The organism is Carboxylicivirga caseinilyticus (genome assembly GCF_050589785.1).
GTDB classification, from domain to species: Bacteria; Bacteroidota; Bacteroidia; order Bacteroidales; family Marinilabiliaceae; genus Carboxylicivirga; species Carboxylicivirga caseinilyticus.
Map to the genome: position 1 here is coordinate 59,572 of NZ_JBNGOX010000027.1, position 17,270 is coordinate 76,841.

14 protein-coding genes are annotated in these 17,270 nt (G+C 34.3%); 8 read left to right on the forward strand and 6 right to left on the reverse strand.

What is annotated here, in order from left to right; translation table 11 throughout:
* Window positions 1-9: 9 nt before the first annotated feature.
* Complete coding sequence (recG, locus tag ACRD62_RS14155; RefSeq protein ID WP_430820762.1) at window positions 10-2,109, reverse strand: ATP-dependent DNA helicase RecG; 2,100 nt, start codon at window positions 2,107-2,109, stop codon at window positions 10-12.
* Window positions 2,110-2,572: 463 nt separating this feature from the next.
* On the opposite strand from recG, the gene ACRD62_RS14160 reads away from it, so the two are divergent.
* The 3 genes from ACRD62_RS14160 to ACRD62_RS14170 all read left to right on the forward strand — a co-directional run bounded on the left by ACRD62_RS14160 (window position 2,573) and on the right by ACRD62_RS14170 (window position 7,428).
* A complete protein-coding gene (locus ACRD62_RS14160) occupies window positions 2,573-3,250 on the forward strand; it encodes a response regulator transcription factor (RefSeq protein WP_430820763.1) in 678 nt (225 codons plus the stop codon).
* Between the two features lie 187 nt (window positions 3,251-3,437).
* Entirely contained in the window at window positions 3,438-4,583 is a 1,146-nt protein-coding gene (locus ACRD62_RS14165) for a hypothetical protein (RefSeq protein ID WP_430820764.1), read from the forward strand.
* 76 nt (window positions 4,584-4,659) lie between these two features.
* A complete protein-coding gene (locus ACRD62_RS14170) occupies window positions 4,660-7,428 on the forward strand; it encodes a S8 family serine peptidase (RefSeq protein WP_430820765.1) in 2,769 nt (922 codons plus the stop codon).
* Window positions 7,429-7,513: 85 nt separating this feature from the next.
* Here ACRD62_RS14170 and ACRD62_RS14175 read toward each other — a convergent pair whose 3' ends face one another.
* Both ACRD62_RS14175 and ACRD62_RS14180 read right to left on the reverse strand, forming a co-directional pair.
* Window positions 7,514-8,449, reverse strand: coding sequence for a DUF5692 family protein (locus ACRD62_RS14175; RefSeq protein ID WP_430820766.1), 936 nt, complete (start codon window positions 8,447-8,449; stop codon window positions 7,514-7,516).
* Window positions 8,450-8,566: 117 nt separating this feature from the next.
* Window positions 8,567-9,160, reverse strand: coding sequence for a Crp/Fnr family transcriptional regulator (locus ACRD62_RS14180; RefSeq protein ID WP_430820767.1), 594 nt, complete (start codon window positions 9,158-9,160; stop codon window positions 8,567-8,569).
* Window positions 9,161-9,383: 223 nt separating this feature from the next.
* Here ACRD62_RS14180 and ACRD62_RS14185 point away from each other — a divergent pair, with 223 nt between their 5' ends.
* Window positions 9,384-10,562 carry a tetratricopeptide repeat protein gene (locus ACRD62_RS14185; protein ID WP_430820768.1) on the forward strand — a complete coding sequence of 393 codons (1,179 nt, stop codon included), beginning with the start codon at window positions 9,384-9,386 and terminating at the stop codon, window positions 10,560-10,562.
* A gap of 463 nt (window positions 10,563-11,025) precedes the next feature.
* On the opposite strand, the gene ACRD62_RS14190 is transcribed toward ACRD62_RS14185, so the two are convergent.
* On the reverse strand, window positions 11,026-12,282 hold the full coding sequence (locus ACRD62_RS14190; protein WP_430820769.1) for a hypothetical protein: 1,257 nt from the start codon (window positions 12,280-12,282) through the stop codon (window positions 11,026-11,028).
* An 83-nt stretch (window positions 12,283-12,365) separates the two neighbouring features.
* The gene (locus ACRD62_RS14195; RefSeq protein ID WP_430820770.1) at window positions 12,366-12,800 is read right to left on the reverse strand and encodes an FKBP-type peptidyl-prolyl cis-trans isomerase; all 435 of its coding nucleotides are present in this window, start codon (window positions 12,798-12,800) and stop codon (window positions 12,366-12,368) included.
* 91 nt (window positions 12,801-12,891) lie between these two features.
* On the opposite strand from ACRD62_RS14195, the gene ACRD62_RS14200 reads away from it, so the two are divergent.
* The 4 genes from ACRD62_RS14200 to ACRD62_RS14215 all read left to right on the forward strand — a co-directional run bounded on the left by ACRD62_RS14200 (window position 12,892) and on the right by ACRD62_RS14215 (window position 15,320).
* On the forward strand, window positions 12,892-13,680 hold the full coding sequence (locus ACRD62_RS14200) for an O-methyltransferase (protein ID WP_430820771.1): 789 nt from the start codon (window positions 12,892-12,894) through the stop codon (window positions 13,678-13,680).
* A 59-nt stretch (window positions 13,681-13,739) separates the two neighbouring features.
* Window positions 13,740-14,447, forward strand: a complete 708-nt coding sequence (locus ACRD62_RS14205; RefSeq protein ID WP_321412655.1) for an ABC transporter ATP-binding protein — start codon at window positions 13,740-13,742, stop codon at window positions 14,445-14,447.
* 12 nt (window positions 14,448-14,459) lie between these two features.
* The gene (locus tag ACRD62_RS14210; RefSeq protein ID WP_430820772.1) at window positions 14,460-15,020 is read left to right on the forward strand and encodes a cob(I)yrinic acid a,c-diamide adenosyltransferase; all 561 of its coding nucleotides are present in this window, start codon (window positions 14,460-14,462) and stop codon (window positions 15,018-15,020) included.
* A 78-nt stretch (window positions 15,021-15,098) separates the two neighbouring features.
* On the forward strand, window positions 15,099-15,320 hold the full coding sequence (locus tag ACRD62_RS14215; RefSeq protein WP_143304314.1) for a DUF2795 domain-containing protein: 222 nt from the start codon (window positions 15,099-15,101) through the stop codon (window positions 15,318-15,320).
* 41 nt (window positions 15,321-15,361) lie between these two features.
* Here ACRD62_RS14215 and ACRD62_RS14220 read toward each other — a convergent pair whose 3' ends face one another.
* On the reverse strand, window positions 15,362-16,927 hold the full coding sequence (locus tag ACRD62_RS14220) for an OstA-like protein (RefSeq protein WP_430820773.1): 1,566 nt from the start codon (window positions 16,925-16,927) through the stop codon (window positions 15,362-15,364).
* Between the last annotated feature and the right edge of the window lie 343 nt (window positions 16,928-17,270).

The following is a 17,270-nucleotide window of genomic DNA, read 5'->3' on the forward strand; positions in this document are numbered from 1 at the left end:
AAGAAAAAATTAGCTAATTAAACTCCAATTTAATTTTTCTCTTGATAACTTGGTTAACTGTCTGTTAAGAATACCATGTTCCTCCTTTTCAAGAAATGGATCCTCATTTAAAATTGCTTCAGCAACCTGACGGGCGAATTGAAGTATCTGACCATCTTTACCAAGGTTGGCAATTTTTAATGAAAAAGGTAAGCCTGATTGCTGAGTACCTTCTAAATCACCTGGTCCCCGTAGTTTTAAATCTGCTTCAGCTATTTCAAAACCATCTGTAGATCGGGTCATAATATCCATCCTTTTCCGGGTGTCTTCCGATAACTTATAGCTTGTCATTAGAATACAAAAGCTTTGTTCAGCTCCTCGACCCACTCTTCCTCTTAACTGGTGAAGTTGCGAAAGACCAAATCTTTCAGCACTTTCAATCACCATAACGGAAGCATTGGGTACATTTACTCCTACCTCAATAACGGTTGTAGAAACCAAAATCTGCGATTGACCTGAAGAAAACGATTGCATGGCTTCATCTTTCTCTGCAGGCTTCATCTTTCCATGTACCATGCTTACCTTATAGTCGGTAAAAATCCGTTGCATGTATTCATAACCTTCTGCAAGGTTTTTAAAATCCATTTTTTCAGATTCTTCAATTAATGGATAGACAACGTATACCTGTCGGCCTTTATCGAGCTCGCCTTTTATGAATTTATTCAGATTATTTCTTCTGTTATGGAAGTAATGAGCTGTTTCAATAGGCTTTCGGCCCGGCGGTAGCTCATCAATTACTGAGACATCCAGGTCACCATAAATTGTCATGGCAAGCGTTCTGGGAATTGGGGTAGCTGTCATGACCAGTATATGTGGCGGCTGATGGTTCTTTTTCCAAAGTTTGGCGCGCTGTGCAACACCAAATCGATGTTGCTCGTCAATTACAACCAAACCCAGGTTATTAAAAGTTACTTTGTCTTCCAGAAGAGCATGCGTACCAATCAAGATTTGTAATTTGCCGGATGTGAGTTCTGCATCAATGCGGTTTCGTTCTTTCTTTTTAGTCGATCCTGTTAAAAGAGCGCAGGTCACGTTTAAACCTTCAAGCATTTCCGAAATAGTTTCGAAATGTTGTGTTGCCAGTATTTCGGTAGGAGCCATCAGGCATGCCTGAAAATTATTGTCTAAAGCAATTAACATGACCATTAAGGCAACCAGTGTTTTACCTGAACCAACATCGCCTTGTAGTAACCGGTTCATTTGCTTTCCCGAACCCATATCGCGTCGTATTTCTTTAATGACCCGTTTTTGTGAATTCGTAAGTTCAAATGGTAGTTTCTGTTCGTAAAAAGAATGCAGGTAATCTCCAACTCTTGAAAAGTTGTGACCAATAATGTTTTTACCGCGTTGGTTTCGTTGTTTCAATATATTGAGCTGGATATAAAACAACTCTTCAAATTTTAGCCTGAATTGAGCCTTTTCTAATATTTGGGTATTGGGTGGAAAATGAACAATTTTAAGGCTCTCGTGTAAATTTAGTAGCTTATATTTTTGAATTAGAAATGCTGGTAATGTCTCAGGTATTTTACCTTGAAAGGATAAAAAGATGTTTTGCTGAAGTTTTTGAATGGCTTTCGAATTTAAAAAGCCTTTCTTCATTTTTTCGGTTGTATTATAAAATCCCTGCAAAGCAGCCGCAATTTTATACTGACCGTTTTCAACTTTATCCATCTCGGGATGCACAATGTTTATTTGTCCATTAAATGCAGTTGGCTTTCCAAAAATGATATATTCGGCATTAAGGTTGATGTTTTCTTTTACATACTTCTGTCCTTTAAACCATACCAACTCAATAACACCGGTTCCATCAGAAAACATGGCTGTTAATCGACTTTGTCTACCAGTTCCAACTGTTTTTAAGGAGGTAAAACGGCCTTTCACCTGAATGTAAGCTAACTTGGAATTGATATCCCGAATGGAATAAAACTTGCTTCTGTCAACATATTTATATGGGAAATAGTATAACAGATCCTCATATGAAGCAACCTTAAGCTCTTTTTGTAAAAGCTCTGCTTTCTTTGGACCAACTCCCGGAAGATATGTGATATTTAGTGCCGCCAATTCAGACATGCAGCAAAAATAATAAAAAACCGACCATTTATTTTTATATCACGAAGAAGTAAAAAAAAGAGGCGCTTATTTACAAAAGCACCTCGTATGAAATTAGTGTTAGCTAATATTTATAAGTCAGGAATAGAGTCGATAAAATTCCATCCATGTTCATCTATACCATTATTGTAAGTAATAGCACATAAACAGTTAAATAAGGAAATCAATTATAAGTTGAAAATTTAAATGCTTAGTAAGCAATAATGCCTGAGAGTTAAAATGTAAACATAATTGTGTATGTAATACATAATGATAAATATAATAATGTAGATAAATAGGAAATAGTCTAATAGTCAATTATCAAATTAGTTATAGTCATAAATAAAAATGGATCCTGAAATTATATAAATGCTGATTAAAAAGAGTTTAGACTGGATTTTTAAAAAATTTGGTGGTAATTTGATTGGAACAAACTACTTTAATTATGGCTCTTAATGTTTCTATCATATACACCCATCAAATGTGGGGTGATGCATTATATGCTCTTATAAATGCAAAAAAGGACTTAAGGGTTTCTAAGGTTTTTCATCATAGTAAAATAAATACTTGGGTAAATAGTCATGATTCAATATATTTATTGGAAGGAACCTATCCGGATGCAAAGACACTATGTAGTGTGAGATTGTTGAAAAACAAAGAAGGTAAAGTAATTTTGTTAGGATATTTAATAGATAATGAGTTTGTTGAGTTATTACTTAGTGAAGGGCTGGATGCATTCGTTCTAAAGACCTGTTGTAAGGATAGTTTGTTTGAAGCCATAAATAAAGTAAATAATGGATTTAAATATTTTTGTGGCCCAATAACTGAATTATTAACTAAAAAGCTTCATCAAAAAAATACAAAACCATTGTTAACAGAGCGAGAGAAGGATGTTTTGGTAGAATTGGTTTGTATGAAAAGATCAAAAGAAATTGCCGAGAAACTCAATATTAGTGAGGCAACTGTTAGAACTCACCGAAAAAATATAATGTATAAGTTCGGAACTAAAAACTACATCGGATTAATACGGTATGCATGCAGGGAGGGTATTCTGGATTCGCCTGGTGAAAAATTCTGTGTTGGGTGTAAAAGAATGAAATGTGAATCTGCACTTATTGGGTAGTTACAATCAACAAAATACTTAGTCTGATTCAATTTACTGCGTATTGAAGGCTATTCATGGACCAATTAAATTTATAGTTAATTACGGTTTACTTCAATTTTAGATGATTGCTGTTTGTAATTCAATCAATAGTAATTAAGATAAATAGAATAAACTAAAACACCTTGCTAATTTAAATTTGTTGGTCATGAAGAAAACGGGATTTATTATTTGGTTAATGTTTCTTGCTGCGGCTTTTGTTGGCTGTGAAAAGTGGGGAGAAGGAATGAATAGTCTGGAGGGTGATCGCCCATCTGATGTTGGTCCGGAATATGGTCAGAGAGGTAATAAAGGATCTACTGATTTAGGTACTTTGTATGGTGATTTATATTTCATTTTACGAAATGAAGATGGAGCACCAATTTATAGATCAGGCTTTGTTCAACCATTGGCATACATTAATGGTGAACCATATACCTATGAACTTAATGATGAACTTCTTCAGTTTGTGTGTGTAATTGATCCTGAAGAGGGTGAGATTATACCTAATTTATTTGCAGATCTATTGGGTATCGAACACTCAACTCCAGCAGATGATGGTAATATTTATGGTCCAATGGAAGTTGATTTTGGCAGGACTAGTATCTTTAGGGCACCTCAAAGTGTATTGGATCAGGCTTTTGAAGAGGCTTTGTTGGGTTTGTCCGAAGTAGAAGAAAGTTCTCTGCAAGTAGATTTCTGTGGCCGGTTATTTGGTATTCGTCCCGATGGTACTGAAAAAACAATTGATTCTCCTCGCGAGAACATGGCTATTTATCAAAATTTGATGATGAAAGGTGGTTACAGTGGAATTATTGATCACTGTCTAGCAAAAGGATACCAGAATTTATACAATTTCTTTTCTAATTGGCAGTATAGTTATCTTAAATGTGCAGCCGGTTGTATTTCTGCAGCCAATGATAAAACAGGAACAGTAAATGTTAATAAGTTGGAATATTTAAATGGATTCAAATCCATTATAGGACCGACCTTCATAGAAGATGATTTAAATAATAAATATGCCGATTATACAGCATTTAACTATAACAGAGAAGATTTTTGGAAGGATGTTAAGATAGGATTTCTTGTGTGGAATGGAGAATATAGTTCAGAACCATTAGCCGTGTTTAGTGTGTTGGATCTTTTTGATTTTGGTGTTGATATGGGTTATGGCGAGGCTCCTTCATTTACCATCAGGTCGGATCATAAGTGGGCGAAGTACGAAAATGTTGGAGGATTTGCTCAATTTGCTGATGATTGTAATCAGGTATTGGAGTATGTACATGAAGATAGTAATATAGTTTGGGTACGTTGATTACCAAACCAGCCTTGATCTCAGTAATCATACTTTTAACCAGCCATTATACGATGGCTGGTATTTTTAAGTTATTATGAAACTATCTTTTATTATAATTGCTATTTGCATCATGTATGGTGTTAGCCATGCACAAAATGATGCTGTTAAAAATAGTGATATTCAAAAATATAAACTCTTAAATTTTGCATCAGAGAAATCAAAAAGTTTCATAGATAAAAACAATAGAGCCCAATTACTGGCTAAAAAGTATGGATTAAACATTATTGAGCCAACCCGCAATGGAGGAGTTATCATTCTTCAATATTTTATCAATGGGAAACCTGTTTATTTCAATACTGATAATATTAATGCTTCAAATACTGTTTCAGCTAATCTTTTATGGCCTGATGTCGATTCAGCGTTTTCATTAAATGGTAATCTGATTGAGGTTGGTTTATGGGATGGTGGAAAGGTTTATCAGGAACATCAGGAATTTGTAGTAAACCCAGAAAAAATCTGGCAAAGAGATAATCCTTCATTTTCATTGAATCATTCAACCCATGTTGCTGGAACTATTAAAGCAGCTGGAGTTGATTCACTGAGTAAGGGAATTGCATCAGATGCTAAAATATTGGCTTATGATTTTAACAATAATATTTCAGAAATGGCAGTAGCGGCATCTGAGAATTTATTGTTGTCAAACCATTCATATGGGAAAATCTGCGGATGGAGCTATAATGCATCAAACGAATATTGGTTTTGGTATGGAGATGTCTCTTTGGATCAGGATAAGGATGTTGATTTTGGGTATTACGATTCCATTTGTTGGGATTTAGATTATATCACATACAATGCGCCAAATTTTCTTATTGTAAAATCAGCGGGTAATGATAGAGGTGAGGGGCCTTCGGAGCAACCGCTTACTCATTATGACTGGAATGATGGCTGGGTGAAAGAAAATGATACTCATGCTATTGATGGAGGAGAGTCGGGATATCAAACGGTTAGTTCAATGGCCGTTTCAAAGAACTCACTTGTTGTTGGTGCGGTTAATGATTTGCCTAATGGTTATACGGATGCGGAGTCGGTTGATATTGAATTGTATAGTTCATGGGGGCCAACTTCTGATGGAAGAATTAAACCCGATGTTGTGGCTAATGGTTCGGGAGTTTATTCCTGTATTGCAAGTGGTGAATCGGATTATATATCATATTCCGGAACTTCAATGGCCGCTGCCAATGCGACAGGAGTAATCGCTTTGTTACTGCAATTACAACAACAATTACAACCAGAAATATATCTCAGGTCATCAACTGTTAAGGGGCTATTAATTCAAACTGCAGATGAATGCGGTGAGAGTGATGGTCCGGATTACAAATATGGCTATGGATTGATAAATGCATTTAAGGCAGCAAACTTATTAAAAAAGAATGTTGATTCTGGTGGTGAAATGATCACTGAGGATTTGGTAATAAGTGATGATTGTAATATTTATCAGATTGAAGTTGGAGAAAATACTGAACAATTAAAAATTACTCTTTGCTGGACAGATCTTCCTGGTACTGTTGATAACCAGTTAGAAGAAAATGTTACTCCCAATCTGGTTAATGATTTGGATGTAACACTGGCAGATGATCAGGGCAATATTTATTATCCTTGGATACTGGACCCATTAAATCCTGATGGAGCAGCTATTCATGGAGTTAACTATCTTGATAATGTCGAACAAATTGTTTTAAATAATCCTTTACCGGGAGTATATCAGATAAAGGTGAATGGAGCAAAGATTTCGGCAGGCTCCAGTCAATCATTTAGTTTAATTTGTGATGGTCAGGTGGTAAATAGTGGAATACAGCCACCCAAAAATCTGGGTTATCGATTGGAAGAAGGAGCAATGAAACTGATCTGGAATGCCCCGGATATTAAACCGGTTAATTATAAGATCTATCTGAATCATCAATATTTTAACCAATGTGAGGATACTTGCTTTATAATTGCTGATTTACAAGACGGGATAGACTATCAATTATTTATTACTGCTAATTATTTAAAAGAAAAGATACAGGAAAGTCTTCCTAGTAATACAATCAATGTGTCAATTACAGAAGAAAAATACATTCCTTATTTAACAACTTTTGATGAAGGAAAGGAAGGATGGATTATCAAGGAAGAAAAAACTGGATGGAGATGGGGCAACAGAGATTCATTAACATCATACTATTTACGTTTTGATGAAAATGAAACCCCCTTTTTATGGATTGATTCCGGAATAATGTCTGGTAGTATTCATGTTAGTGATAAAGCTATATCACCTCCTGTAGATTTGTCTAATGTGGAAAATATTAGACTTTCATTTGATTATATTTTGATGACAGAGACATACGGAGTGATAGATGATTTGTTTGTATTATGCAGACAGGCTGGAGATGAAAATTGGACAACAATAGCAGAATTGGGGCAAAGCTCAAAATGGAAATCTTATGAACTCACGATTCCACCTGAATTTGCCAAATCGAATATTCAGATTGCATTTTATTACGATGATTATTATCAAAGGGGTATGGGGGCTGCTATCGATAATATAAATCTGGTTGCCGATATTGTTACAGACATTGTGAACAATGAAGATAAACCAGAGATTCGTATATATAATAACATGATTGAGTTGAATTCAATAGATGTAAACACAACAAATTTTAACTGGTCTGTTTATGATCTTTTGGGCCGAAAGATTCAAGAAGGAAACGGAAATTTATTAGAAGGAAGAGCTATATTTCATATTGGCAACCGGAAAAAACAGGTTGTGATTTTAAGACTTCAGTTCGGAGGTCAAATGTATTTTTATAAATTATTGCTACAATAAAAGCCACTAATACAGCTTGTTTGCCCGCCCTGATATTAAAATGGGATCATTATGAAACAAGCTGCATTAGTGGATTCTGTTAAATTTATTTTTTCAATAGTAATTTTTTGTATGCTAATTCATCAATGTAAATTTCCTGTTTTAAAGGATTGCGTTTGTTTTTTATTATTTTATAAATATGAAAAACAATGAGTAGAACATTGCTTAACAAAGCAAGGAAACTGACTGCCCATAATGCTGTAGTGCTGTGTGATGATTTAACTGCAAAAACAGAGCTGTCAGAGAATGCCGGAAAACTCATAGTAAACATCATCCAAATTGCCAATGTTTGTGCACGATGTTGTAACCAGGCTCCTTTACCCATTAAGAACGCTGGTATAGTGCAAGAAATTAGTAAGCCAGCACCTGCATAATAGGCATGATCTGATACGCAATTGTATACATACGCAAAATTCCAGATGTCGTAAGAAATAATCCACCACCATAACATATCAGGCCAAATCATGTCTTTATATTTTTTGCCTTTTGTTATAAATATTCCCATCCAACCAGAAATAGCAAGGATATTTAAAATTCCGGCAATTCCATTCATAATATTCCAAGATCCACCTTGCATAACAATATTATTAATTTCAGTGCCAAAATTGTCTCCACTGTACAAGGCATAAACTTCAAAATCGCGAATAACTGCTTCTAGTATATTAACCGAAAGAATAATTGGTGGGAATAGCAGCAAATACTTATTCTTAGATGCTTTTGCGTTGTATCGTAAATACATAAATCCTAAAACACCAGCTAGGGAAGAATATACTTTAACCCAATGAAACCATGTGCCTGTGCTCGAATTGGCACCAGCTGTTTGGGGCCATATGAAAAGTGTAAGTGCAATGGGTACTGCAATATAAAATAAATATGATAGGGCTTTACTTGATCTCGTTACTTCATTGATAAGCATTAAACCCGCTACAACAGCAAACCACATTAGTCCTGACTGCCAAGAGATTGATTCGAATAGAAACATAAGCTATTATTTTTCTTTTTAGTTGTTTACCGACAAATGGTTAAGGAGGTGAGGCAAAAATAGGAAAAGCAGATTCCGTGAAAATTGAACTAGTTCAATTTCGTATTAAAATAGAAATTAAATATTGTTGGTAATTAATATTTTCTTTTTCACCTTGCACAGCCATTCGCCACTAACACCCACAAATTGTGCAATGTACTTATCTGGTATGCGCTCAAAAATTGCAGACATATTCTTCATTAGATAGATAAGAAAGTCTTCGGCAGAAAGGGATAGCCTCATGGCGGTGTACAAATACATATTGTGCAATGCGGTAGCTGTTATTTTATGATAGAACACAGCAAAGTCTGGATATTTTTGCGAGAGTTTCTCCAGATTATCTTTGTGGAAAGCAATTAATTTGCAATCTTCCAGTGCTTTTATTTCAAAGGTGCTTCCAATTTCATTAAAATAGCTTAATGGTGAAGATAAAAATTGGTAATAATGGTCAACATAAAAACTTAATACAGTTTCTTTACCATTCTCACTCTGAAAATAATGAATTAGGCTTCCTCTGTTTAAAAAATATCCATATCTGCAAACTTCACCCTGATGAATAAGGTGTTCGTTTTTTTTAATGTAAATATTTTCAGCACAATTTTTCAATTCCTCCCAAAAATCGGCTGAAAAAGAAACTTCTTTTTTTATTATTTTCTCTAGCTGTTCAAACATGAAATACCCCCTTTTAAACGCAGTGTCAATATTAAAATTGACAATATTGCATGAAATACGTAAAAAAGTAAATTTTGTTTTAGGTTATATATTTAATATGATTTCAAATGTTTTAAAATAGATTATTGTTTATTTATTCATCATTAAATGAAAATAAAATGCAGAATGTAAAGTTGTTTTATGGAGCTGTCAAAGGTCTTAATAATAGTTGTATATTGTGTTAATGTATAAGCTTCTATTATTTATTGTTTTCGGTGGGTTGTATACCGTAGTTGTGGCTCAGTATTCTAATAATGAGCTGGATACTTTGATTTCCAAAGAACAATATTCTGATGCTTTTGAGTTACTAAATCAAAAATATCAATCAGATTCACTGGAACTAATCCTTGCTCAATCAGCTTTCGCACTTGATTATTATGCATCAAGCTATTATCATCGGAGCTATGGATTTGTCAATTTACGTACGGGAGAGACTTTGGAAGAAATAAGGAAAAATGAACAATCTAATTCAACACAATGGTATATTCCGGTTGATACTTTATTAATGCAACAGATGGAGCTGCATCCTTCAGACTTCAGACTTCATTTGCAACTTGCCAAATACTATAATGCAGTTTTTCTTCAGTTTGGAGATCGCTGGGGTAGAAAGTCTGAATGGTTGTTGGATCAGAGTCAATATTACTTTGTTCAGGCATATAAAAATGGAGTTTATGATTATTACAGCCTGTATGCAATGGGCTATTTTAATACATTGACAGAGAATTATCATGAGGCACGTTATTGGTTTAATAAGTCTTTACTATTAAAAGAAGATGCCCTTACCCATTATAACCTCGCGGTATCATGTTTACTTGATGGAATGTTTTCTGAAGGTCTTACCTCGGCTGCAAGAGCATATGAAATGTATGAAGATTCATTAAAAAAAGGTGATGCAGCGCGCATTACTGGTATTTTGTACGGTAAACTGGAACAAAACGAGGAAGCTTTAACCTATTTTATTAAGGCTAATAATCTTTCGCCTGACTATAAGCCTAATCAGTTGTATCTTTTAAAATCATATCTTCATGCAAATCGCTTTGATGAAGCTACTACTATGGCTCAAGAACTTGTAGAACAAAATATTTATTCACCGGATCTGCTGCAGGAACTTTTGGATATGTTTAAACAGGAAGAGCAACAGGAAATGTTGAAAAGAATATTTGAAGAAAATTTGGAACAGGCAGATAATGATGCGGAAGCATGCGGTAATTTACTATTTCATATGGCAAAACTTGAATATGAAATGGGACATAAAGGGAAGACCAAGCGATTACTTAAGGAATCGAGAAACTATTTTTTAAAGGTTTTTGATGAAGGACATCAGGTTTTTCAGGCCATTGATCAGATGTTATATCATTTATAATAATAGTCCAAGGTATAATAGTGGAGTACTTACAAGGTAAATTTGCATTTAATAAATAAATTAAGTAGTTTGTGTTTTCTAACTGATTTATATATTGGCAATTAAGATGTAACTCTGCTGGTAAAGGATTTTATCTTTGAAATATCATTTTATTAAAAGGATAGTTTCTTTTACTTATAAGGTTTTTAGCTGCAAAATGTGGTTCTATCAATGATTTGATAAGAGAATCAGAAAAAATTAAGCTTTTTAAACAAATATTTGAATCAAGAGGTTCAATCTGTCAAATAAAATTATAGTTTTACAGACACGAAAATTTATGTGGCACAACGCTGCTGCGAGATTGCTTGCAACGGTAAGCAATAATAATCGAATCGTTAAGATTCGTTAATATCTGAGAGAGACACTTTTTTTGAATTTATAGCAATTCTTAAATTTTCCACTATGTTTCTCTCAGATTTTTGTTTTAGTCTTCATCAGTGTCAAATCCCGGTCTCTTAAATTGTCTGGCTTCAGGAAATAATTGCTCTAGTTCTGATCTGATTTCTGAAAGATTTCTTAATATATTTAAAATACTATCTTCTTTTTGAGGGATAGCATCCATAAGATTGTTCCAGGCCCAAATAGACTCATCAATACCTAATAAAGCAACTTTTGCCGATCCGTTACTGTCATATTTATCCATAGAAGATGAATCATTACTTTTTATAGGAATTAATGCCCTACTTATTTTTGTTGGTATAAACAACTGAAACCAGGTGATACTTTCAAAACAATGTTTAATTAAGTCCTGATCGGCAATTATGCGACTTTCGATTTCTCTTTGATTGGAATCAAGCCATCGTTTTACTTTTTCGGCATAAGATTCAGATTTTATTTCAAGAGAATGTTTTGTTGTATTGTCTTCGGCCTCAGCCTTAGATAATTCGTTTATGGTTTCAGAAGCATCTATGCCCCTCTTATCTAGTTCTTCTTCAATAAATTCGGTTGTAGCCTTAAGGATAACCATTAATTGATCATCTGAATCATCACCATTATTATTAGTAGCATTGTTTAATTCTTCATTAAGTGCATATGAACTACATTGTTTAGTGAATTTACAAATGTTGCATCTGCCATCGCAGTAATTATGAATACCGGTAATGAAAGACGAAGAATTGCTTTTGCGCATTAAGTCTTTGAAGCGGTCAATGTTTTTCCGCATTTCGGGAGTTGTTTCTTTGTCAAAATCAGGAGTCAAAGAATCAAAGTCGACTTCTCCTTTACAAAGAACATGGTCAGTATCTGCACTGTCCTTAAACTTATTGCATATGGAGCAATGCATTGGAAAAGGACAGTCTTCGTCATCAAACTTACAAGTCTCAATTTGTACAATACCTTGCTGACAATAAACATGCTTTGTGTCCCATTTGGCAGTGATAAATCCATACTTAACATCGTTAGATACATTTTCGGGAAATACAAATTCCCAATTGTAACTATGCAATAAATCTTCTATTATAGGTAAGATTATTTCAATTTGATCATTTGAAAGTTTATCCACTGAAGGGAATTGATATTTTTCAATTCCCGTTTTTTCTGAAATTTTTACAGGAGTACCATTAATATATTGATCCGCAAATTCATTGATGTAATCATCATCATCAATGTCGTGCTTACAATGATTGGATTTGTTAAAAGCTGAGTTAATTAGCTCAATTAATTGATTTATATAGTCATTCATCGACTTCACTATTGTCTTCTTGGTTATGGAACTAAAACAAGGTGAACTAATAAGTGTTTACCAAGTTTGAAAATAAGTTCGATTTAGTCGATAATTTCTATTAATGCTACGTCAAAAATGGTCAAAGCATATGGACCGATTCTTCCACCAGATCCTTTTTTACCCCAGCCTAATTCAGGAGGGATAAAAAATCGGTAGCGACTACCAACTGACATCATTTGTAGTCCTTCGGTGTATCCCTCAATTGTTTCGTTTAAGTTAAATTCTAATGGAGTAGCGTCTTTATACGTGTCATCCAATATCTTGCCACCCAATAACATTGCTCTTTGATGCACTTTAACGATGCTGTTGTGTGATGGTTTTGAACCATTTGAATCGATAATTATTTCGTATTGTAATCCGGATGATGTTTCGTAAATGCCTTGTTTGTTTTTGTTTTGAAGCAGAAAGTCTTCTGTTTTCTTTCTGTTTTGTCCACTTGATCCGCTATTGTGTTTCTTGCCTTTCCCTTTACTCATGCTATTATTTAAAAAGAACAAAGATATAGAATTCTCTAAATTGGGTTTTCTGCTGATCGGTTTAATTGTTATATTCGGAAAATTTTCGTTAATGAATTATTTTCTTTTTAAAAGTTATCTAAAATATTGGTTTCGTTCTCGTTATAGAAAAGGATATGGTTTGCATAGTCCGTTTGTTTTTACTTTGGTTCGCGAACTCATATATTGTAAACTGCCTTTCTACGCTTTTCCAAGAATGGATGCATTCAGAAAAAAATTAAAGGTTTCTCAGGCAACAATTGAAATGTGTGATTATGGTGCGGGCAGTACGGCTTTCTCATCTCAATCACGTAAAGTGTCTGATTTAGAAAAGAAATCATCCATTAACAAAAAATACGGGGAAATATTATTTCGTTTGGTAAACGAGTTTAAACCGCAAAATATAATTGAACTGGGAACCTCATTAGGCTTAAGTACCTGCTATTTGGCTATGCCTGATAGTAATTGCAAAGTATATTCTATTGAAGGTTGCGAAAATACAGCTAGCATTGCCAGAAAGAATCTGCAAGAAATTAAATGTTATGGAGTGGAGGTGATTAGCGGTCAATTTCAGGATGTATTACCAGGTATAGTAGCGTCATTAGAACAATTGGATTTTGTATTCTTTGATGGACATCATGAAAAGAATGCAACCATTGATTATTTTAACCAATGTCTTCTAAAAGCATGGAATAACACAGTCTTTGTTTTTGATGATATTCATTGGTCAAAAGGAATGGATGAAGCATGGGAAATTATTTACACTCATCCTTCGGTTACTGTTTCAATTGATTTATTTCAGATTGGAATTATTTTCTTTAGAAAAGAATGTAAAAAGCAACATTTTGTTGTAAAGTATTAATTCCTGACTTTGTTGTTCTTGTCAACAAAAAGTATATTTGGAATACCTAAAATTATGAGATGCAAAAACAAGTTATAGAAATCAATAACATTACAAAGTTCTACCATGTTGGAACTGAGACAGTAAAAGCACTTCAAGGTGTTTCCCTTTCAATAGATCGTGGTGAATATGTGGCTATTATGGGGCCTTCAGGTTCAGGAAAGTCAACTTTGATGAATATGATTGGAGCACTTGATACTCCAACAGGCGGGCAGTATATTTTAAATGGAACCGATGTTAGTCATCTAAGTGATGATAGTTTAGCTGAGATTAGAAATAAAGAAATTGGGTTCGTATTCCAGACATTTAATTTACTACCTCGATACACCGCTCTTGAAAATGCTATGTTACCTCTTATTTATGCAGGTGTCCCTAAACATGATCGTTTAAAAAGAGGAGAGGAGGTGATGGAGAAAGTTGGGCTAACAAATAGAATGTTGCATAAGCCTAATGAAATGTCTGGTGGTCAGCGACAAAGAGTTGCGGTTGCGAGAGCATTGGTAAATCATCCTTCAATTATTTTAGCTGATGAGCCAACTGGTAATCTGGATTCGAAAACTTCAGTAGATATTATGAATTTGTTTGATGAAATTCACGGAGCAGGTAATACCATTATATTAGTAACTCATGAGGAGGATATAGCCCAACATGCACATCGCATTATACGACTAAGAGACGGATTAATTGAATCTGATACAATTAATAAACCAGTCGAGCAATTAGCGTAGACATATTATTAAATGAAAAAAAGTGTTGTTTATACTAAAACCGGGGATAAAGGTTTGACCGGTTTAATTGGTGGTACCCGTGTGCCTAAAAATCATGCCCGATTAGAAGCTTATGGTACTATTGATGAATTAATGAGTTTTATTGGATTAATAAGATCATATGATATTCCTGATTCTGATAGTAAGACTTTAATTTCTGTTCAATCTAAACTTTTCACTATTGGAGCATATTTAGCTACAGATACATCTGTATCTGATATGAGGAGTAAATTAAAATACAGTGATGAACATATCGAGGAATTGGAATTGGAAATGGATCATCTCGAGAATAATTTACCACCATTAAAAAGTTTTCTTTTACCAGGAGGTCATCCTGTTGTCGGAAATTGCCATGTTGCTCGTACAGTTTGTCGCAGAGCAGAACGAAGAGTACTTGATGTTGCTGAGGAATTTGAATTAGATAATTGGGTTATCAGATATCTTAACAGACTGTCTGACTATTTGTTTGTTTTATCACGTCATTTGTCAAACTATTATGGCGTTGATGAAATTCCATGGCTGCCTGAGTTGTAAGAATAGATTTTTTTTTTATATTCGCACATAAGAAAAGAATAAAGTAACACAATATTATTAATGTTAAATTGAGTTGTTATGTATTGGACACTCGAATTAGCCTCTAAGTTAGAAGATGCGCCATGGCCGGCATCGAAAGATGAGTTGATCGATTTTGCAATTCGTTCAGGCGCCCCTCTTGAAGTTATTGAGAATCTTCAGGAAATAGAGGATGAAGGAGAAGTTTTTGAGAGTATTGAGGATATCTGGCCAGATTACCCAAGTAAGGAAGACTTTTTCTTTAATGAGGATGAATATTAAAGAGAGCAAAAAAGGGGCGATTGCCCCTTTTTTTATTTTGTTTATTCGTCTCCAAACTTATAATCATCATACACTTTTGTGACTTCGGTCATTTCAGGCAATCCGATTTTTCGGAATATGTCCATTTTATTCTTGGGCCTTATTTCATCCAGCCAGATGAATCCTTGTAATCGAACATCTTCAACTGGTAATATTAAAGGTGGATTCAGGTTTCCTGAAGGATCTCCTTTTAGCATAATACCAGAAATTGCTCTGTTTTTTAGATGAATTGTAAGACTACTGCTTTCGGCTCTGTTAACTCCAATTGTTAATTGGTCGTCCTTAGGATAGTAAACGGTTTGTCCATTTCCGTCAACGTCTATTTTATAAATGTCGTTATCTCGAAAATATCCCGTCATATTTCTTCCCTTTATCTGATTATAGAAAATACTGTCGTCGGGGGCTACAACAAAAGCAGAGTTAATAAGGTCAGCTTTGTACATAGCCTGATTGCGTGTGTAAAGCTTGATTGTTTGGGCAGTCATCTGGTTATTTTGTGCCCATAATATAGGTGTATTATAAAAGGTATTTGTTGAGTCTCTGAAATCATAAACCATAGAATCACAACGTCCCTGCATGTCTTTCCTGAAAAACTTCACATTATAATAGGCCTGGAGTATTTTACTAGTGTCCTGAGGTAAAGGAACCGCTTTCAAGGTATCGGCATGTAAAAACAAGGTGTCGGTCCTATAGATTTGCAGCAATTGAGCCATGTCGGTAGCTAAGGCATATTCAGTCTTTTCGTTGTAATATCCATAATCACCTTTTATAATAATATGGTTTGTTGTGTCGTGGAGTTCAAAATTGCTGAAAACTTCTCCCATACCATCATTTCGATCGTAGAAAATAGTGTCACCCAACAGTAATTGCTCTTTACCTTGAATGTAACTGTTTTTCTGAAGCTTTGCTTTATCGTGCATGGTGTCGTAATAACCATCTTCACTATATATTATATTGTCATCGCTAACAATAAATGTTGGTCCCAATATGCTTGATACTTCTGAGACCGTATTATATATAAGTGTGTCTGAAAAAATAGTATACTTAGGGTTGGTTACAACTACTGAATCTTTAAAATGTACTTCATTATAGTCGGGATAGTAATAACCCCAGTCACTAATTAAGTTGTTGTCTCCACTTAATACTTCTCCACCATTATAATAATAACCAATATTCTTAATGCGATCAAAGTCCATAAAATCGGTGTACAATATTATATCCTGTTTTTCCACCTTGACGTTTTGTCGCACTTTAGCCAGCCCGATAGATCCCACATAGGTTAGATAATCACCATATAAATGAATAGAATCGTTTTGTATAATGTGGATGTTATGATAGGCTTCAACGTAGTTAGAATCCTGATAAACATATGCGCTATCACAAAACATATGAGTGTTTTGGTGCTTGAGCTCAACATTACCAAGTAATAATCTAACATTGGGGCCAAGTTCTTTGCGGCCTTCTCCTTTGTTGGCATGCAACACTTGTACTTTTGACTTTTGTTGGCTAAACGAGAATTCAAACGAAGTTGTTAGTATAGCTAATAGTAAAAATGTCCTTAATGTCATTTTATGGCAATCTGTTTAATAGTTTTGCAAAGGTGCTAAAAAATCCGCGTTAATTTTAATATGAAATGCGGCTTGTATTGATAATTGTAAAGAACCTTTGCTCAAATAAGAACAATAAGTTGTATTAAACACGTAATGATATGCCAGAATAAATTAGGTTCTATTTCCATATTAACGGTATTTTATAGCTTGTCTTTGAAATAAGCGAAAAATAATTTCTGTCATAAGTGACAGATCTTCAAAGTTACAACACAAATTAACAGAGTTTCTTCAAAAAAAGAGTGCAATTTGATTTGGAAGTTTAGAAAAAACTGGCTTATTTTGCACCCGCTTTTGAGAACAA